Origin of the sequence: Leptospira langatensis, from assembly GCF_004770615.1 — a bacterium.
Lineage (GTDB): Bacteria > Spirochaetota > Leptospiria > Leptospirales > Leptospiraceae > Leptospira_B > Leptospira_B langatensis.
Map to the genome: position 1 here is coordinate 39497 of NZ_RQER01000005.1, position 19700 is coordinate 59196.

Sequence of the window (19700 nt, forward strand, 5' to 3'; positions counted from 1 at the left end):
TCGAAAAAGTGGTTTTAGTAAAATTGAAAAAACCCTTAGCCTTGGAAGATGGACCGGAAAAATGACTAAAAAGCAAAATTACTACGTCACTATCAAAGGTAAGAAGTTTGATCGCGGCTTGATTGAACTCGCGGATGAGGCTACTTCCGGTAAGAGAGATGGTAGGATCTCCATCAACGATGCTAAGAGGCTTCTGAATGCGGTTAAGGATAATAATACATATACTGACATCGAAAAGAAGACGATGGAGTATATTCGAGAGAATTACAAATTCACTGAAAAAGCGGATGAGTGGTTCAGAACCGAAATTCGCAAATGGGCTGCAGAAAAATCTTCACATTCAAAATCCGGGGAACAAGAGGAATATACATCACATGACGAGGCAATTGGTTTAATGGTTCCTCATTCTTCAGATTTACACTCGAAAGGCTATTCAGGCTATATTCCAACTCCTTCCGCCGGTCAGCCGAAGAAACAAAGTCGGATTCCAGTTTTAATTCTTTCTCTTATTATCTTATTTGGGTTCGGTATCGGAGTTTATTACGCTTTCAGAAAGAAGCCTAATTCCCATGTTCCGAGTTCAGAATCGGTCGAAGCTAAGAAGAAAGCTCCGAAGGTAGAGCCGGAAGTTGTTGAAAAGAAAAAGTCGGAAGGAGTTCCTTCCTCTGAAAATAAGGGATTCTTTGATTTTCTTTCTGATAAGAAGGAGCCGGCTCAGTTAGCCGGAAAAGACGCCGAACTTGCTGCAAAAATTCAATCTTCTCCTATTTTCTTTGATAAAAATGATATCAAGGTTCCGCATTCTCACAGAAGGGCATTGGATTCTTTGAGTTTTCTGCTAAAAAAGCATTCTGATATAAAGGCCCTGCTGACCGGGCATGCCTCCCAGGAAGGGACAGAAAGAGCAAATCTGAAAGTTTCTCGTTTACGGGCGGAAATGGTAAGAGATTATCTCCTTGGGAACGGAATAGAAAGTTCTAGATTAATTCTCGAAGCAAAAGGCTCCGAGCAACTTGGGCAGAATAAAAATTCGGAAGCTGCAAAAGAGAAAAGTCGAAGAGTCGATATTCAAATTGTTAAATAAACTCCCCTACTTATTTAACGGAGCAGGAAGGAACTCCTTCTCCCAAGTTTAAAATTTCCTCAGATCGATAGTAAACAAATATTCCGTATCCCCAAAATTGTCCTTTTGGCGGAAAAATCCTATACAAGCACCCCATGCCTGAGAGACGATGAAACCATCATCGGAGATGACAAATGGCATTTGATATAGATATGATTCGCGCCCGGTATGAAAAGCTCGGGTCCTTGGTCCAGAAAGCGAGGGAATTGGTCGGACGCCCCCTAACGCTGACTGAAAAGATTCTTTATTCTCATTTATGGGAAGGAACTCCCACCGCAACCTTCGAAAGAGGAAAATCCTATGTCGATTTCGCTCCCGACCGAGTTGCAATGCAAGACGCAACCGCCCAGATGGCACTTTTACAATTTATGTCTGCCGGTCGTAACAAGGTAGCAGTTCCTTCTACAGTACATTGCGACCACTTGATCACCGCTAAAGAAGGTTCTTCTTCGGATCTTGCTTCTGCCTCTACCGAGAACAAAGAAGTCTATGACTTTCTTTCTTCTGTTTCCAACAAGTATGGGATTGGATTTTGGAAACCTGGTGCAGGGATCATTCACCAAGTAGTATTAGAAAATTATGCTTTTCCTGGCGGGATGATGATCGGGACCGATTCTCATACTGTAAACGCTGGCGGTTTGGGAATGGTGGCTATCGGAGTCGGTGGGGCGGATGCTTGCGATGTGATGGCTGGACTTCCTTGGGAATTGAAATGGCCAAAGTTGATCGGAGTGAAGCTGACTGGAAAACTTAACGGTTGGACTTCTGCGAAAGATGTTATCTTGAAAGTTGCGGGCATTCTTACCGTTAAAGGTGGAACCGGGGCCATCGTTGAATATTTCGGAGAGGGGGCTTCTGCTCTTTCTTGCACTGGTAAGGGAACCATATGCAACATGGGCGCGGAGATTGGAGCTACAACTTCGACTTTTGCCTATGATGAATCGATGGAGAGATACCTACGTTCTACTGGTAGAGCGGAAATTGCTGATCTTGCAAACGGAGTGAAGGAACACCTAACCGCGGATAAAGAAGTTTATGCAAGCCCTGAAAAATTCTTCGACCAAGTCATCGAGATCAATCTTTCCGAGTTAGAGCCTCACGTGAATGGACCGTTTACTCCCGATTTGGCGACCCCAATCTCTAAAATGAAGGAAGAAGCTAAGAAGAACGGTTGGCCTACGAAAGTAGAAGTCGGACTGATCGGTTCCTGTACGAATTCTTCCTATGAGGATATTGCAAGAGCGGCCTCTCTTGCAAATCAAGCAGCTGAAAAATCTCTGAAGCCTAAAGCGGAGTTTACTATCACTCCTGGTTCAGAGTTGGTTCGCTTCACGATCGAGAGAGACGGGTATATTAAGGTTTTTGAAAAGATCGGCGCGAAGGTTTTTGCAAACGCTTGCGGTCCTTGTATCGGTATGTGGTCTCGCGTAGGTGCGGAGAAGAAGGAAAAGAATACGATTGTGCATTCCTTTAACCGTAACTTCCAGTCTAGGAATGATGGAAACCCGAACACATACGCATTTGTCGCTTCTCCTGAATTAGTGACTGCTCTTGCAATTGCTGGGGATCTTACTTTCGATCCGAACAATGATACCCTTGTAAATGAGAAGGGTGAGAAGGTAAAATTGGATCCTCCGAATGGGGATGAACTTCCTAAAAAAGGATTCGATGTGAAGGATCCGGGTTATCAAGCTCCTGCAGCAGATGGCTCAGGGATCCAAGTGATCGTAAATCCTTCTTCTAACCGTTTGCAGCTCTTGGCTCCATTTGCTAAATGGGAAGGAACCGATCTATCGGATCTGAATCTTCTCATAAAGGTAAAAGGAAAATGTACTACAGACCATATTTCTATGGCAGGTCCTTGGTTGAAGTTCCGTGGGCATTTGGACAATATTTCAAATAACCTTCTGATCGGTGCTACCAATATCTTTAACGAGAAGATCAATAGCGTGAAGAATCAACTCGACGGTTCTTACGATGAGGTTCCAAAAGTCCAACGTCAGTATAAGGCAAAAGGGATCGGTTCTATCGTAGTAGGGGACGAGAATTACGGAGAAGGTTCTTCTCGTGAGCATGCCGCAATGGAGCCTAGATTCTTGGGAGTTCGCGCGGTACTTGTGAAATCTTTTGCTCGTATCCACGAAACTAACTTGAAAAAGCAAGGGATGCTCGCCCTTACTTTCGCCGATAAGGCTGACTATGATAAGATCCAGGAAGACGACAAGATCGACATTCTCGGATTGACTAACTTCAAGGAAGGAGCTCCTCTTACTTTGGTCTTACATCATAAGAATGGAAGTAAGGAAGAATTCAAAGTAAACCATACTTATAACGCTCAACAGATCGAGTGGTTTAAGGCGGGGAGTGCTTTGAATCTGATCGGAGGAAAGAAATAAAAATTAAGATTTTCTAATCTTATTTCTTAGATCTTGAAAAGGTCGGATCGCGAAAGCTTCCGGCCTTTTTTATGCTCTTGATTCCGGTTTGAGCCCCTTATGCAAAAGCCGCACCATTTCCTTGATGGTCGTCTTTACTTCGGCTTCCGGGATCTTATAAACGACTTGAGCCATGAATCCCAGTGCGAAGGTAAGAGAAGAAATCCCGAAAGCGACGGATTTCAGATCCGCTTTAGAATCGATCTCTCCTGCTTTTTTGAATCTCTCTAGCTCCTGGATCATTTCGGGAAGGGCTTTTGTGTAGATTTTTCTTTGGATGATCCTACTTACATCCGGATCCAGTATGATCCTGCTTACTGCAACCTTCATAAAGTCCGAATAATGACTATAGTCGGAACATTTTTCGTAAATGGATTCTACCAAAGCTTCATCTAGATGTGTATAGTCCTTCGCTTCAGCATCTTTGTTATGCGAAATCGACCTATCAAAGTCTTCGGTTCTAGTGAGGATTGCCTCAAGTAGTCCCTTCTTCCCGCCGAAATAACGCATAATAAGCGCTTCATTTGCTCCGGCAGTTTTTGCGATATCTTTTGTGGTGGCTGCGTCGTATCCTTTTTCCGCGAATACTTGGATCCCTGCCCTCATCAGTGCACGCTCAGTTGCAGTTCTATCTCTTTTCTTGGGATCTTTACGAGAGGCGGCGGCTGTGCCTTTGGAAGGTTTTGCTTTCTTCGTTTTCTTTTTAGCTGCTCGGACCATCTAAACTGCCTATATGAACGTATCCCGACCTTTGACTAATCAGCCAAGCGGATTTTATTTTCTTAGCTTAGTTTAATGTTGATTAATCAAATAGCTGTGAAATAAAGGTTTTAAGTAAGTAAACACTTACTTAAAAGTTAGACCCAATGCCGAGTTCAAATCCTCAAAATGACAATTCTGTTTCTAAAAAAAAGGGAACCTTTTTCGAATTTGTAACTAACAAGATTTCCGTCTTGTTCCTCTCAGGAAAAGATTCATTTTATTTCTCTCTGTTAGTAATATTAAACATTATCTTGCTTTTGCCCGGTTCGGGCGGGAATGCATTGCTTACTCAGGGAGATGAGTCCATGCATATCGCTACAATAAGGGAGAGCTTGGCGTCTTCTTCTTATCTTTTTCCGAAATTTGAAGGCATCTTGAACTTATACAAGCCTCCCGCACTGTTCTGGGTGGGAATGGCTTCCGACGCCTTACTCGGAGTAGGTTATTTCTCGGAAAGATTCCCGTCCTTTTTGCTTTTCTGCGGAACTTCCGTTTTGATCTATATCGGACTTCGTAGAGCAAAGGGGAGTGTGAGGAGTTCCTTCTCCGTAGCTCTAGCATACACGTTAACCCTTGGAGTTTTCAAATTTTCCAGATTGGCGATGATGGAATCCTTATTGGCCTTCTTTATCACGGCAGTTTCCGTATCGATTCTGGAATTTAGATTATTCGGGAATCGTGTTTGGCTATTTGTAGGTGGATTACTCTCCGGAATGGCGATTTTAATTAAAGGACCGGTTTTTCAGGTCTATAGCGGAGTCATTTTAGCTTCTTATTCCGTGATCCGGATCTTCCTGATCTCAGAGAAAGGCAGATGGAGTGGGAAAAGAAGAATTGGGAAGGAACTCCTCAACCATATTGTATTCCATTCTTCTTCTCTGATCGTTCCTGGAATTTGGGTCGGTGCACTTCTTTTCTATTCCGAATTGGGTAAGGAGTTCCTGAAGGTCTTCCTTTTCACAGAAAACTTCGGAAAATTCTCCGCAGCCACTGTGAATCAGCCAGAATGGATCATTCCTGGCGGATTACTTCTCTACAGTTTTCCATTTTGTATTATCTTGGCTGCCGCTTTCTTCTCCAAACTTTTATACAAGGTTAGAAATACTGCGGAATTGGTGGGGAGTTCCTTCTTATGGTCGACTACCGCTATCTTACTCATCCATCTTTCCCCAAATCGGAAGGATTTTTATTACCTTCTACCAATGATCCCCCTCGCATTCTTGGGACTGGGATTGTTCTCTATTCGGAAAAAAGGGGTCGAATTTAGTCGGTCCCTTCTCTGGAATTTCTTCTTTAGTTTAGGATTTTCTATTATTCTTTTAGTGGGAATGGGCCTTTTCGATATGATCATGGAAGATCCTTTCTGGCAGGAAGCTCTATTCTTCGTCTTTCTTTTGGGAATGATCTGGTTTTTTAGAAGAAGTTTTACTCGAGAAGGAGTTCCTTCCATCGTAGTTGCGAATTTGCTTATGGGTTTGGGGCTTCTCTCTTATATACAATTCTCGATTTTACCTAAATTGAGTCTGTACGAAGTTCCGCAAGAAGGTCCATTACGTCTTGCAAAGCAGATCTGTATCGTCTCTGAGAATCCCTGGACAGCCTTAAATTTTAAAAACGATCTGATCGGGGCAGATATCGTGCATTCAGTACCAGGTGCGGAAAGGAACTGTGCCGATGGTACAAGATTCTTGGTTGTTTACCAAAAAGGCTTCATAATTCCACCGGGATATAGTCATGTGCAGACGCAAGAGGTATGGAAAAGGGATATATCATCTGTGCAGGAACTGATCGGACCTTCCAAGGGTAAAGAGCAGATCTATATTTTTGGGCCGAACCGTAGAATAGATTCCAAATCGGAGAGTCGATGAAACAGATTTCTTTTAGAAAATTTTTTCCTTATCTACCTATTTTCTTATTAGGTCTTGCGGTAGGGACATTTATTGCATTCAAATATTCCAGAAGTTCAGTAAGCCATTCGAATCTGGATTGGGAAGGAAAAGAGATCTGTTTAGATTATTGCGACAATCTTGCAAAATGCACGAAGAAGGAACTCCCTCAGAGTTCCGAAGATCAACTCTATAAGATCGAGAATTCTTGCTTACGTGGATGTAGAAAGCATTTCGACAAAATGCAAGTCTGTTTGCAGCCGGAGAAAATGGCCTCATGCTCTGAACTTACGGCCTGCTTATTCGGGGAATTAAAGAAATATTATTAATTTCTACTTTTCGCCCTTCCAATAACGATTCACTTTCTTAATATAATCTTTGGTCTCTCTGTAAGGAGGGACCCCGTCGTATTTTTGAACGGCTCCTGGGCCCGCGTTGTAGGCGGCCAGGGCGAGATTCGTATCTCCAAATTTCTTCACCATATCTGCCAGAAATCTTGTTCCGCCGGCGATATTGTCTTCAGGGTCAAACGGATCTTCCACTCCTAAGGCCTCGGCGGTTCCTGGCATCAACTGCATCAGGCCCATTGCTCCCTTCGGAGAAACGGCGGAAGATCGAAAGCCAGATTCGGCCCGGATCACCGATTTTACAAGGTTCGGGTCTAAATGGTTTTTAGCGGCTTCCTTTTGGATGATTTGGGCCAGATCCTTCTGTCCGGGATCTGCATCCATTCCAGAAAGCTCTTTGAATTTGGCGTCCAGCGTATCGGCAAATCCGGACTCGGCTGGTTTTTTTGTAGGATCTCCTTCCTGCTTCTTCGGCTGAAATCTCTCGGTGATCCCTTCAATCTCCTCCATCCTGGCTCGAATTCGCTGATATGACTCTAAATCGGAGAGTTTCATCCCTTTGCCCCCGAAGGAGTTCCTTCCTCCCGGAAGAACTGCCTCTATATTATGTCTCTCGACAACAAAAGGGTTCTACTGGAGTCTTTTTTCTAGCTTTTGCGACCGGATTCCAAGGGTTTCTTGAAAAAAGGCCAGGGTTAAGGAACGATGGGTGCCGTGATAGAAATAGAGATCGTCACAACGCCTCGGTTAACGTCTTTTCCGATCTTTCTCGCATTTACAAGAGGGTATTTCGAAGAAGAAGGAGTACTCGTACGAGTCCGAGCATTAAAAAGTTATGAAGCTGTTTTAGCTCACCTGAGAGAAGGTCGGGCCGAAGCCGGTGAGATCCCTTTTACTGTTTGGGTGGACCAACAGCTACACAAGACCTCTCCTCACTGGACTTTCTATAGAGGGACTGTTCTCTCTTGCTTGGTGCACGGTTTTTATTCTGCTTCTTATATGGAAGCGGAGTCTATTCGCGATTCTTATCATAGTTTTCTTCCTATTTTGCATCCGTATTCTCTGGATCGTTTCGTTGCGGAGGAATTTTTTCGCTCAGAGAATTACCATCGTAGAAAACCGGTCCCGTACCTGACCACAAGACCTACCTTGCTTACTCACGAATTTATTCGTGCGGAATGTTTGGGAGTTGCGGCATCCTTGCAAGAGTTCCCGTTCTTTGGAGAGAAGGGATACTGCCTAACGGTAGAGAATGAGATCCCTCCGTTCTATCTTCCGACTAATATGATGGTCTTCACAGGAAGGTTTGTTTCTAAATTCCCGGACGAGGCCAATCGTGTTTCTCGCGCATTGAAAAGAGCCATGGAAGATCTTGCAAACCATGTTGCGTATGAAGGTGATTCCTATGTGGCAGATTGGGTCGGGCCCTGTCCTTGGAAGCCAAGCGACTTGGACGGTTTCTATCGCCGTCCTGTCCCCGAGCTAGGAAGGATCTTATCCGGTATGCCTTCTTACGAAGATCTTAGATTCGTAATGGAGATTTACGGCAAGACCTTCCCGGGTCTGGAAGGGGGAAGAAAGATCCTAAACGATCTAGCTCATTCGGTAGCAGACGATCCCTTTCCGAAATTTCCGGAGGCCTTCTCCCAGGCGAATTCCGTATCGAATCGAATGTATTATTCGAACGGAAAACTACCTAAATTAGGTGGGGTCGTAAAGGATATAGCTCCTTTGAGAAGCTTGGTTTCCGAAATGAAGGAGTTCGCTCTGGCACTTCTTTCCGGAAAGAGAGAAGTTTCCTTGGACACTCAGCTTCCTAAGAGCCCTTATCTCTTCATCAGGTCCACCGTCAATGGCATATTAGATTATTTGAATCAAGAGATCCGTGATATTGAGGAGAAGAACAAAAGGTTGTCAGAGGACAATTATCTCTTGGAAACCCGTTTGGATATCAGCGACTTAAAGCGTCAAACCACGGAAGAAAGATACAGATACATGTTCGAATTTGCTACGGATGCAATGATCATCGTAAATGCGGATACCCGAATGATCGTGGATGCGAATCGAAGATTTAGGGAAGTCTCCGGATACCAGATCTCTGAGATAAAGAATATCCGTTTAGCCAGGGTATTACCGGATATCTTGGAGCAAACAGAACTCAAGGCGCCTAGCGGAAAGGACCAAAATATGACCTTTATTCCGGAAGCTACCTTGATCTTAAAGGATGGGACCAGATTCTCCGTTGGCTTAAGTGTTACCGGTTTCAGTGCGGAAACAAAGAGATTCTATCAGATCCAAGTGAACGACAATGCATTGATCTTGGAGTCCGAAAAGATAAAACATGAATTCATATCAAATATTTCGCATGAACTTCGCTCTCCGATGACGAATATCCAAGGATATTTCGATCTATTATTCTCCGATCCTGTTCTTTCTTTGAACGAGGACCAGAAGGGAATGGCGGATGTGATCCGCAAGAATGTGAGGCGACTGAATTTTCTCATAGATAATCTTCTCCAATTGGAGAATAAGAACTCCCAGACCACGGAAGAGATGAACGAGATCTTCGATCCTTTGATCGTGATCGAAGAAGTGGTCTATATCAATTCCCCTCCTGCTTCCGAAAAAGGGATCACGATCAGCATGGACCTTCAGTCCGGTCTGAAGTTGAAAGGTCTTCGGTTCGAGTTTTCTCAGATCGTTACGAATTTCTTCGTGAACGCTGTAAAATATACGGAAAGAGGAGGAGTCGATGTCTCACTTAAGAAAATATCGGATAAGAAGATAGAGGTTCGCTTTACCGATACCGGCGTGGGGATAGATCCGAAATACAAAGAATTGATCTTTGAAAGATTTTTCCGGATTCCGGACCAAAGGAATAGAACTGTGGGAGGGACAGGCCTCGGTCTTTCCATCAGCCGCGCGCTCATCAACAAAATGGGTGGTGAAGTTATCGTCGAACCGAATCTAAAAGGTGGCAGTATTTTTAAGGTAATTTTACCCTTACATTCAGAATGACCCGTAAACTCGTATATTTTTTTGTAGCACTTGCATTCCTGATCCTCGCAATTTCCTCTTATTTCCTCTTTAACCCTTCTTCCGAAGAGAATGAGGCCTCTCTCCAGGGCGGTCTCTCTAGAGAAACAGTATTAAGAAAAGAGAATTCAGTCTTCGACGGAGGAGGATTCCTGGAATTCTCAGAATCTTCCGAAGGGTCTGTAATAGACCAAACCCAAAATGCAAGCGAGGAAGAAAAGCCTGCTAAACCTAAATCATACTTGGACGGCCTTTCTCCGGAAGAGAGGGCCAAATTGTATGAAAAGATGTACGAAAGGTTCAAGCCTCTGGTCGAAAAATTCCCGAATAATACTTTGATCCCTCGCAAACTTACGGAAGCGGAAGCCCAAAAAAGAAAGGAAGACGAGGATCATTACTATCGGATCCAAGGAGAGATCCTGGAAAGAAGGGATGTTCCTAAGGAAGAAATGACCTTCTACTTGAATTCGAAGCTCAAGAGGTCCGACGACATGCTGGAGATCCTACAATATGGTCTGGACAATTACAAGAAGATGGTCTCCGAGAATTCACAAAGTCCGAATCTAGAATATGAAAAAATGGTAAATGAGAGACTGGAAAGTATTACAAAGAGTAAGGAAGAAGTATTGAGCGCAAAGAAGGGAATGGATCGTTAAGAATTCTTTCTCTTGCTTTTGGGCCGCTTGCCCTTGCTCGAAGAGGCTTTATTCTTTTTGGGCACGGACTTTCTAACGGAAGGCAATTTCATCTTATTTACCGTATTCACCAATACCACCAGCTCTTCCATATTCAAGATGGAAAGAAGGGAAAGCACTTTCTGAAATCCGATCTGTTGCAAAAGCGTAAGGGCGTTCTTGGTGCCGAACGTTTTTAGAAGTGTAGGTATCTCTCCGACGGATCGTTTTCGGATCCATTCCGCACATTCATTCGGGGTCAATGTCTTGGTCAAAGGAACGAAGTCCTTGACCGGGACTGCCTTTGCGATCTCTAAAAAGGAATCCGTCCCGATCGCATTCAGATATTCTAATGCTTCTTCTGTTCCTATATTAGTGATGATCTCTACGATGGTCTTGGAGCCGATGGTGCTGTTGATCCTGGCAACGTCTTCCGGAGACAATGCTTCTGCCAGGAGTTTGAGTTCCTTCAGGCCCAGATGCTTTACATAATAGACTAGATCTCCGGGGACAGTGTTTCGGATCAGCTCTACTAGAATGGATTCAGGGATAGACTGAAGAAGGCTTACAATTTCCTGTTGGGTCAGGTTTTGGCTTAGGAATAATAGACTTTTATGATCCACCTTCTCCGAAATGGAGAATAGTGCCTCGTAACCCAGGTCCCTGAATAACTGAAAGGACTTCTGGGGTCCGAGTTTATCCAGATATTCTAATGCATTCTGGATGGTGGAAATGACCTTTTTCATCCCAAGATATCCCCTAGAATATCTAGAACAAGCGGAGTGACCGGTTTTTTAGAATGGACCTTTCTTAGATTATGTGCGGTATCGCTCGCTATCTTTCCGATCCAAAGATCCAATTCCGTTTGGGACAGGCCTACGAATTCCTTTAAGGATTCCTTTCTATAATGATTTAATAATGTATCTCGACCGATAGAATAAACATTCTCCATAGAGGCTCGCACCTTTTCGTCGCTTGCGATCGCTCTTCGGATCCGATCCGTACCGGCCCCGAACTGAGAGGTTTCCATTCTTCCCAGATCCTTAAAGCCTGTTTGCAATAGGATCTTTAAGGTATTCCGGATCACCGCTTGGATCTCTTGTGTCCCAGAGCCTATGGATACGAAGTCCGCAATTCTTTCCGTAAATGTCGGCAAAAGAGCAGAGAGGAATTGTGAGATCTGTTTTTCCAATCCAGCGGCCTGGAATACTCCATGAAGAGGATTGATCTTCTTATGGAATTCGCTTAATACTTTTTCCAAACCTTGGGCGAAGATCTCCTGCACTTCCGCTTGGTTTAAGATCCCCATCAGCAAGGTCTTGGAGGGGGCAGCCTGTGCCCCTGCGATGAACTCTACGATCGCATCCCTTGACTCTTCCGAAAGAAGTTCGTCCAAAGAAGAATACGGGAAGGCTTTCTCTACGGGAAATTCTTCCGCGAGCACTTTTAATTTTTCTTCCGGCAGACGGAATAACCCAATCGCAGAAGGAGATAACGCGATCTCTCCCGGTAGGATCTCCTCCAAGGTGGAGGAGAATAGGAAATTCAAACTTTTACTGATACTCGCTTCTAGTTTACCGGGAGCTGTGATCCAGTTTTCTACTTTGGTCTTGCGAGAACCGATTCTTTTCCAAAAGGCCAAAAATTTCTCCTATACGGTTACAGTAGACGCCCACACGGCATCCAGTTTTGGAAGATGATAAGTAAGTTGGTTCTTATGATATAAGACCAGATTCTTTTTCTTCAAATTATGAAGATCTTTCGGAATCTGAAAGAGCTTCTCCAGAAATACAATATCGTTCCCTTCTAATTTCAGGAATCCGCTTTTCTTTGCCTTCTCCAAGAAGGAATCAAATGCATGCTTCAGATTTTCCGTATGAAATTTTTGCGATATATAGATCTCAGGATGTTTTGCACGGATCGTTTCCGCAAAGGACTTCAGGTTTTGGAAGAATTTCTCTTTGCTTTCCTTGGCCTTTCCTTCGAATTTCAAGACCATATAAGAAGCGAGATTTCCTGCAGTCACGGTGTATCGGCTACCCAATCTGTCCTTTACGATGCTTGCTACTTCGTCCGAGTCCGCACTTTCCGGAATAGGGAATTGGTCCCCGTATCCGATATGAAGCTCTGCTTTCTTGGAGGAGAAATAATCGTAGGTGAGCGTGAAGGAAGTGAAATTCAGCCCTTTGAATTTAGTTCTAAGGAAATAGACACCCTTCTTGATCTGGTTCATGTATCCGTCATGATTGAAGGTCCCTTCCGGGAACATGAATAAGTTCCTACCTTCCGAGATCCTGTCGGAGAGATAGCTCCATTCCTGGTCTACCAAATCTCTAAGAGTTCCTTTCTTGAGGAGTTCTCTTGCATTATCACGGAACGGTCTCTTGATAGGAACGCATCCGATATAGTTCATGTATTTCGGGATGATCATGGATTTATCGATCAGGAAGAAGATCCATTTCATGATCCCCTTCGGTTTGAATTCCTTGGTCAAGAAATCCTTTTTCATTAAATCCTCTCTGGCCGGGATCGCAAACTTGATAGAAGGATTTACGTGAGGATAAACCGCTGCGAGTGCGGGAACATCTCCTTCCCAAACGTGATTTGCCATCAGAACGGAAGGATAGGGAGCAGAAAGCAATTGTTTCGGATTGCTGGCAGGAAAATATTCTTCGAAAGAATCGAATAGAAGTCCTCTTGCCTTGAATACCAGTCTGATCATGAGACTATAGGTCTTAGTGGTATAAACCGGGGTCACTTCCTTTCCGGTCTGTGTTTCCTGGGATCCTGTATGATTCATAAACTCTCTTTACTCTCGGATTATTTTTGGCACCGACTCGCTGATCCGAGTGGTCACTTCGTAGTTGATCGTATAAGTCCAATTCGCATGATCGTCTGCACCGATCTCTTCTTCTTTATCTTTTCCTAAAATAGTAACCACGTCCCCGATCTCTACATCGTGAATATGAGTGACATCCAACATGGTCATGTTCATGCAGATCCTTCCCAGGATCTTGGCTCGTTTTCCTCGAACCAACATGACTCCGTTGTTCGAAAGCTTACGATCCAATCCTTCGTAGTAGCCTACGGGTACGACCGCCACCTTGGTTTCCGCACTCGTCTGGTACGTGGAACCATAACCTACGAAACTATCTTCAGGCACCGTCTTCAAATGAACGATCTTTGCCTTCCAGCTCATTACCGGGGAAAGTTGAAAGTCCTTCTTCCCACTTAGATGGAGAGAGAGTCTTGTCTGTAAACTCGGCCAAAGCCCATAGAGAGAGATCCCAACTCGAACCAGATCGTAATGCGCTTCCGGAAAGAGCATGGTAGAAGCGGAAGCACAAGCATGCTTGATCAGATCCTTGAATCCGAATCTTTCCGCCATTTGGATGGCATCCGCAAAATTCCTCATCTGTTCTTTGGAATATTTCTGTTCTAACACATCCTCTGTGCTCGCGAAGTGGGTCGCTATTCCATGCAAGGGAAGATTTTCGTCTTTGATCTCAGAAAGCGTTCTTTCTAGATCCTTTCCGGAATAGCCGAGCCTAGCCATTCCCGTATCTACTTTGAGATGGATCTTAGGAGAAGGTTCACATTCTGAAAGAATGCGAACACTTTCGGTCCTAGAAACGATGATCCAAAAATTCGGGTCGGAGACTTCTTTCTTTCTGGAGGATAAGTCTGGGATCTCTCCCATGATGAGAATGGGAAACGCCGGATACTTTGCCCTAAGAACTAGAGCTTCTTCTAAAGAATTCACTCCGAATAAGTTTGCACCTCCCTGAAAGGCGAGTGCAGCTGTTTCCAGGAGTCCATGGCCGTACGCATTGGATTTGATGATGGCGGCGATCAATGTTTTGGGAGAAAGAAGAGATCGAAAACTCTTTAGATTCTCGGCGATAGCCTTGGCGGAAAGTTCAATCCAAGTTCTTTCTTTCATTCTTAGGATTACATATCGCTTCCTTTCTTCCTGCCTGTCATTCTGATTTTTCCTTTCCAGCGAAACTAAAAAAAGGGTTTCCCGAGTGGAGAAATGCATACAAACTGCCCGGGAAACGGCTAAAACCAACAGTTCTAGGAACCCTGGATGAAACAATACAAAGTAGTACAAACCTTTCCCGTACCCTTGCAAGACTTACTTCGAGCCAGAGAAGATAGATACAAGTATCTGGATCGCTTTCCGGAGTTGAAAAACGTAGAACTATTGGAGGAAAGAAAAGAAGGGAACAAGGTATTTCAAAAAAGAAAGGTAAAGTTAGCCGAATCCTTACCGAAGGTGCTCGCTACCTTATTATCGGATCCTTCTCTTTTGGAAGATTCCGTATTCGATCTTTCCACCAATACCCATGAGTTTACGATCGCACCTCCCGGAAATGATACAATTGTAACAATCAAAGGCTTCTCCGTGTATAAGGAGATCGGCCCCAACGAGTCTGAAAGAAGTTATGATGTTAAGGTTAGCTCAGGAGTATTCCTCATGGGCTCTGTCATCGAGACAGTGATCGAAGAGATCCATCGCCATTCTTTGGACAAGGACAAGAACTCTATCTCCGAGTTCCTGAAGAAGGGCGACTAAGCCCTTCCTTCCTTCTTATTCTTTCTTTAAAGCAATCGACTGCCTCGATCTTAAGTACAAGGGCCCTGAATTTTTCAGGGTTCAGGGCTTTGCTTTGTGGAGCCGGAGAGTTTTTGGATAAATGCTTTCTCCGGTACTCCTGGCTCCAGAAGAAGGAGCTCCTCTCCTAGATTCATGATCCCCCAAGAAGGCTTACCGCTTCGAACCAAGGAGAGAGCCTCTAGAAATCTATCGTCGGAGAGAATTCTTTCGTATTCCAAACTTCCTTCCGACACGCGGAGAAGAGTCCAACCAAGGCCATCCAAGTCCTGCAAGACGTTTGTCTCCAAGCCGCAGTCTCCGCATCCAAGAGGAGTGATGAAAAAAATGATCCCTTTTTTTCCGGAGGTTTCTGCGTCGGAGATGGCTTCTTCTCGAGTGGTAAAGACCGAGTAAGAGGTGAAGAAGCGCGATAGTCGATCTCTCTTCATATAGATGAGCGTACTCAAAAGGGCACAAAAAACCCCGAAAAAGCTCAAAAGGACCCATTTTTTAAATCGGTGATTTTCGATGATCTTGCTCCTCGTGGAAATTCAATTCGTGTCTCGTCTCTAAAAATGTAACGTTATCAGTTTCTAGGATCTTCCGATGCTAGAAAAAGCTGTACGGAAAAAATAAATATAAATTTACGTAGAGAGTTGACAAAAAAACATAGTCATACGCATGCTCGGTTACTAAACCAAAACCGGTTCGGAGGTGTCAGGCAGTAGATGAACGCATTGGGAAAGCACGTAATTGCAGAGTTTTATGAGTGTGATTACGAGACCATCAACAATCACGAATTGGTAGAAGATATCATGTTGAAGGCAGTCGACCTCTCCGGTGCCACCACAGTTAAATCTGTTTTTCATAGATTTAGTCCGTTTGGTGTGAGCGGTGTAGTGGTCGTGAGCGAATCCCATTTCGCCATACATACCTGGCCCGAATACGGTTATTGCGCTATCGACGTCTTCACTTGCGGAGACTTAATCGATAATCAGGCAGCTCTGGAATATCTCAAGGAACGCTTCGGCTCGAAGAGCATCTCCGTTGTGGAAATGAAGCGCGGTTTGTTGAAACTTGGCGTAGACCTACCTCACAAACCAGTTGGGAAATAGAGACCTTCTCTCCGGCAGAGCCGGAAAAACCCGAATTGATAAAGATGAATTCCCCTCTCCAGGTGGGTGGGCAGTAATTTCATACGTTCAAATTAATACGAGGAGAGGTACCAGAGCATGAGCCTTAGGACCCAAGATAAACTTAAGATCGTTAACCGTTTTTCTTATCTAAGAAATAGCATTGATATTAATACTACCGACAAGGGAGAGCCTTTCGTTTACACTAAGGAAAGGATCCCTGCCGGAGAAGTTGTAGCAGTTTGGGGAGGCAAGGCCGTCCATAAGGACGAGCTGACTGGTCTTTCTGGACTTTCCACTCCTCACAGAGTGCACAGGGATTTCTATCTAGTATCTCCTCTGCACGATGATGGGGTTGATACAGTGCATTATATCCGCCAAAGCTCCGATGCAAACTGCGGTTTCCAAGGGGATATTACCCTAGTAGCGCTAAAGGACATCGAAGCAGGGCAAGAAGTTACCTTCCACCCGGCTATGAAAAATCCGGAATTGGCATGGGCTCGTAATGAAGAGTCTGAGATCGTTCGTAAACGCTTCCAAGGAAACTTCCCTACATATATCCAGTCCAAGATCGATTCCGATCCTGAACTGAAAGTATATGAGCCTTTCAAAGACGGAGCTTGGGGACTTCTAACTTCCATCGACTTGGAAGAATGTGACGCTGCATTGATCCGAGACGCAGATGCGATCAAACAATATGTGATCGAGCTTTGCGAACTTATCGAAATGAAGAGATTCGGAGAGACCCAAGTGGTCTACTTCGGAGAAGACGATAGAGTTGCGGGTTACTCCATGGTGCAGCTGATCGAGACTTCTTGCATCTCCGCTCACTTCGCGAATGATACCAATACTTCTTATATCGATATCTTTTCTTGCAAAGGATACGATCCGAAAGTGGCGGCTGAATTTACTCGCAAATTCTTCAAAGGCGCAGCAATGCGTCTCACAGTAACAAACCGCTTCTAAGGGGATCCATTGGAACTTTGGTTAGACGAGGCACTCGAACTTCCGAACGGGAGAGCCCTCAAGATTAAGGTGAAGGAGTTCTTGCACACACGCAAGACTCCTTTTCAAAAAATAGACGTATTCGAATCTCAAGGTTTCGGCCGCATGTTCACTCTCGACGGGGTCGTGATGATGACTGAGGCCGACGAGTTTGCATATCACGAAATGATAGCTCATGTTCCCATGATGAGCCATCCGAATCCCGAAAAGGTCCTAGTGATCGGTGGAGGAGACGGAGGAACAGTCCGCGAGATCTTAAAGCATCCTTCTGTGAAAGAAGTGCATTTGTGCGAGATCGATAAGGGAGTCGTGGATGTTTGCTATGAATACTTCCCTGAGATCGCAAACGCAATGAAGGATCCGAGGGTCAAACATGCGTACGAAGACGGAGCGAAATACGTTCAGGATTATAAAGAATACTTCGATGTGATCTGTGTGGATTCTTCCGATCCGGTCGGCCCGGCCGAAGTGCTATTCAAAAGACCTTTCTATGAGACCATGGCCGCTTCCTTGAAGAAGGGAGGGATCTGCACCACTCAGGGAGAGAGCTTCTATTATCATGGAAAAGTGATAAAGGAATTATTCCAATTCATTCCTCAGGTATTCGATCATTGTGGTTATTATTTCACCGTGGTGCCTACGTATCCTTCCGGGATTATTGGATTCACCTATTGCTCTAAGGGACCGGATCCATACAAAGTGGAACCGGATCCGAATCGGGTTCCTAAAGGATTAAAGTATTATTCTGCCGAAATGCATAAGGCTGCTTTTACGCTTCCTCCTTTCGCGCAGGAATATATAGTACGTAAATAAGATGGATTTCTATTCCAAATTCGTAAAGAGAAGGGAAAAGCTAAACTCCCTTCTCTGCGTTGGAATAGATCCGGACGTATCCAAACTTCCTGCCTCCTTAGAAAAATTCCCGGATAAACTGTTCTTATTCTCGCGAGAGATCGTGGATGCGACTGCGGATTATGCTGTTGCATACAAACCGAATATCGCTTTTTATGAAGCATTCGGTTCCAAGGGAATAGAACAATTCGAGAAGTTGGTCTCTCATATCAAAACGAATCATCCGGAGATCCCGATCGTAGCCGATGCGAAACGAGGGGATCTGGACAATACTGCAAAGCAGTATGCGAAATTCTTCTTTCAGGAGTTGGGAGTGGATTCCTTGACTCTTTCTCCTTATATGGGCTCGGATACCATCAAACCGTTTATAGAAGACGAGTCCAAGCTGGTGTTCCTCCTTTGTCTGACATCTAATCCGGATTCTGCCGAATTGCAAAAGAAGACATTCTCTGAAACTGGAAGGACCTTATACCAAGAAGTTGCCGCTTTAAGTGAGAAGTTCCCCGCAAGGAATGTAGGCCTGGTAGTGGGTGCTACTCATCCGAAACAATTATCAGAGATCCGTAATACACATCCGGACCGCATCCTGCTAATCCCTGGCTACGGGGCCCAGGGAGCCTCTTTAGAAGAAGTGGTCGCGGTTTGCGGCAAGAATGCGCTTGTTAATTCTTCTCGCAGTATTATATTCTCTTCTTCCGGTCCTGATTTCGCAGAAGCCGCTCGAAAATCTGCCGCTTCCATTTCGGAAGAGATGAAGAAGCTTCTGAACGTTTAAAGGAACAGAGTCTTCTTCATCTACTTTATTAAACGAATCTCCTAGCGAAACGCGAACGGCTCCGATTGGACCGGTTTTCTGCCCGTACTAGGATCTGCATCTGTAGAAGGCTCCATGGATCCTAGATACATACCGACTCCGACCCATCCATTGTAATCATGGTAGGTCCAATGTCTGTCCACATAGTTACGATTGATATTGGAAGCTTCTCCCTCGAAGTAAACGAAGGCTCTATCCATATTCACTCTTAGACCCAAGCGGCTATAGGCTCTGTAGGAACCGCGATCCGCTATTCCAATGCCTATAGAAGCATACGGATCGATTGTCTTTCCCGGTCTAAAGTGAAGAGTGGGTCCTATATCTACGTAGTTTAACCTAAAGAACTCTCCTTTGTCTATCCCTCGATCGAAATTTCGATAAGCGATGTAATTGCCACCATTTCCGTTGCTGTAGGCAAGGGCGGAGGACTTATCCAGGGATTCCTCTTTCTTGATCGAGTAATTTCCTTGAGTGATCCCCAATTCCAAACCGAAATATCGCGGATTATATTCCGCAGACATTCTATATGCCGACGAGGTCCCGTAACTATAGGAACCGTCTCGCACTTCGCCCCTTCCTGCCCCGAGCTTCAAGGTCCAAGCAGTGTTTTGCTTTGTCTGCATATCACTACTTTTATTTTGAGCGACTGCCGGCAAAACCGGAAAGCAGATCGCTAGTCCTAAGACCAAACGTTTCATTTTCATAAACAACCACCTAATGTTTGTTAAACGTCTTGGATCTTTTTGTATATTACTCGGTTCCATAATGGATCGATTTTTATTTGTTCCGCTAATAATAATTTTATATCATACTAAATGAGATCTTTGCACTAAGGGAGACCTGACTCGGCTTAGGGTTTGTTTCGAATGATCGGAAAATCATAAGTTCTATTTAGAAAAAGAGATTTGTTTTTAAAACAGAACTTATGTTCGAGGCAATAGCGATCGATCGATAATTTATAAATTATTTACTCATTTGGAAATTTTGGGAAAATTCTCGGATCTTATACTTTGTGCAAACGATCTTGGCGAAA

19 protein-coding genes are annotated in these 19700 nt (G+C 44.3%); 11 read left to right on the forward strand and 8 right to left on the reverse strand.

Annotation, left to right across the window (positions count from 1 at the left end; all coding sequences use genetic code 11):
- The first annotated feature begins 61 nt into the window (after positions 1-61).
- Positions 62-1084 carry an OmpA family protein gene (locus EHO57_RS08090; protein ID WP_135646558.1) on the forward strand — a complete coding sequence of 341 codons (1023 nt, stop codon included), beginning with the start codon at positions 62-64 and terminating at the stop codon, positions 1082-1084.
- A 173-nt stretch (positions 1085-1257) separates the two neighbouring features.
- Entirely contained in the window at positions 1258-3519 is a 2262-nt protein-coding gene (locus EHO57_RS08100; protein WP_135646559.1) for an aconitate hydratase, read from the forward strand.
- A 69-nt stretch (positions 3520-3588) separates the two neighbouring features.
- On the opposite strand, the gene EHO57_RS08105 is transcribed toward EHO57_RS08100, so the two are convergent.
- Complete coding sequence (locus EHO57_RS08105; RefSeq protein ID WP_135646560.1) at positions 3589-4278, reverse strand: TetR/AcrR family transcriptional regulator; 690 nt, start codon at positions 4276-4278, stop codon at positions 3589-3591.
- A 233-nt stretch (positions 4279-4511) separates the two neighbouring features.
- On the opposite strand from EHO57_RS08105, the gene EHO57_RS08110 reads away from it, so the two are divergent.
- Positions 4512-6188, forward strand: coding sequence for an ArnT family glycosyltransferase (locus tag EHO57_RS08110; protein ID WP_246050608.1), 1677 nt, complete (start codon positions 4512-4514; stop codon positions 6186-6188).
- The gene (locus EHO57_RS08115; protein ID WP_135646562.1) at positions 6185-6535 is read left to right on the forward strand and encodes a Cys-rich protein; all 351 of its coding nucleotides are present in this window, start codon (positions 6185-6187) and stop codon (positions 6533-6535) included. Before EHO57_RS08110 ends, EHO57_RS08115 begins: the two co-directional genes overlap by 4 nt.
- 3 nt (positions 6536-6538) lie before the next feature.
- Here EHO57_RS08115 and EHO57_RS08120 read toward each other — a convergent pair whose 3' ends face one another.
- Positions 6539-7108 (reverse strand): lytic transglycosylase domain-containing protein, encoded by a 570-nt coding sequence (locus EHO57_RS08120; RefSeq protein WP_135646563.1) that lies wholly within the window; start codon positions 7106-7108, stop codon positions 6539-6541.
- Positions 7109-7267: 159 nt separating this feature from the next.
- Between EHO57_RS08120 and EHO57_RS08125 the strand changes: the two genes are divergently transcribed.
- Together EHO57_RS08125 and EHO57_RS08130 are read left to right on the forward strand one after the other, a co-directional pair.
- A complete protein-coding gene (locus EHO57_RS08125) occupies positions 7268-9571 on the forward strand; it encodes a sensor histidine kinase (RefSeq protein ID WP_135646725.1) in 2304 nt (767 codons plus the stop codon).
- Positions 9568-10245, forward strand: coding sequence for an LIC_20245 family lipoprotein (locus EHO57_RS08130; RefSeq protein WP_135646564.1), 678 nt, complete (start codon positions 9568-9570; stop codon positions 10243-10245). The genes EHO57_RS08125 and EHO57_RS08130 overlap by 4 nt, the downstream gene beginning before the upstream one ends.
- Here the strand turns inward: EHO57_RS08130 and EHO57_RS08135 are convergent.
- Genes EHO57_RS08135 through alr form a run of 4 tightly spaced genes read right to left on the reverse strand, consistent with a single transcriptional unit; the run spans position 10242 to position 14206 of the window.
- A complete protein-coding gene (locus EHO57_RS08135; RefSeq protein WP_135646565.1) occupies positions 10242-11009 on the reverse strand; it encodes a hypothetical protein in 768 nt (255 codons plus the stop codon). The two genes, EHO57_RS08130 and EHO57_RS08135, sit on opposite strands and share 4 nt — an antisense overlap.
- On the reverse strand, positions 11006-11905 hold the full coding sequence (locus tag EHO57_RS08140; RefSeq protein WP_135646566.1) for a hypothetical protein: 900 nt from the start codon (positions 11903-11905) through the stop codon (positions 11006-11008). Before EHO57_RS08140 ends, EHO57_RS08135 begins: the two co-directional genes overlap by 4 nt.
- Before the next feature lie 9 nt (positions 11906-11914).
- Positions 11915-13063 carry a 1-acyl-sn-glycerol-3-phosphate acyltransferase gene (locus EHO57_RS08145; RefSeq protein ID WP_135646567.1) on the reverse strand — a complete coding sequence of 383 codons (1149 nt, stop codon included), beginning with the start codon at positions 13061-13063 and terminating at the stop codon, positions 11915-11917.
- Positions 13064-13072: 9 nt separating this feature from the next.
- Positions 13073-14206 carry an alanine racemase gene (gene alr / locus EHO57_RS08150; protein ID WP_135646568.1) on the reverse strand — a complete coding sequence of 378 codons (1134 nt, stop codon included), beginning with the start codon at positions 14204-14206 and terminating at the stop codon, positions 13073-13075.
- A 147-nt stretch (positions 14207-14353) separates the two neighbouring features.
- On the opposite strand from alr, the gene EHO57_RS08155 reads away from it, so the two are divergent.
- Positions 14354-14842: a DUF2505 family protein gene (locus tag EHO57_RS08155; protein WP_135646569.1), complete on the forward strand. Its 489-nt coding sequence runs from the start codon at positions 14354-14356 to the stop codon at positions 14840-14842.
- A 74-nt stretch (positions 14843-14916) separates the two neighbouring features.
- On the opposite strand, the gene EHO57_RS08160 is transcribed toward EHO57_RS08155, so the two are convergent.
- Positions 14917-15312: a hypothetical protein gene (locus EHO57_RS08160; protein ID WP_246050610.1), complete on the reverse strand. Its 396-nt coding sequence runs from the start codon at positions 15310-15312 to the stop codon at positions 14917-14919.
- Positions 15313-15591: 279 nt separating this feature from the next.
- Here EHO57_RS08160 and speD point away from each other — a divergent pair, with 279 nt between their 5' ends.
- From speD to pyrF, 4 genes are all read left to right on the forward strand, one after another.
- Entirely contained in the window at positions 15592-15978 is a 387-nt protein-coding gene (speD, locus tag EHO57_RS08165; RefSeq protein WP_008596834.1) for an adenosylmethionine decarboxylase, read from the forward strand.
- Positions 15979-16095: 117 nt separating this feature from the next.
- The gene (locus tag EHO57_RS08170; protein ID WP_135646571.1) at positions 16096-16962 is read left to right on the forward strand and encodes an S-adenosylmethionine decarboxylase; all 867 of its coding nucleotides are present in this window, start codon (positions 16096-16098) and stop codon (positions 16960-16962) included.
- 9 nt (positions 16963-16971) lie between these two features.
- Positions 16972-17814, forward strand: coding sequence for a polyamine aminopropyltransferase (gene speE, locus EHO57_RS08175; protein WP_135646572.1), 843 nt, complete (start codon positions 16972-16974; stop codon positions 17812-17814).
- A gap of 1 nt (position 17815) precedes the next feature.
- Positions 17816-18628 (forward strand): orotidine-5'-phosphate decarboxylase, encoded by an 813-nt coding sequence (pyrF, locus tag EHO57_RS08180; RefSeq protein ID WP_135646573.1) that lies wholly within the window; start codon positions 17816-17818, stop codon positions 18626-18628.
- 41 nt (positions 18629-18669) lie between these two features.
- On the opposite strand, the gene EHO57_RS08185 is transcribed toward pyrF, so the two are convergent.
- Positions 18670-19371, reverse strand: coding sequence for a hypothetical protein (locus EHO57_RS08185; protein WP_135646574.1), 702 nt, complete (start codon positions 19369-19371; stop codon positions 18670-18672).
- Positions 19372-19700: the final 329 nt, after the last annotated feature.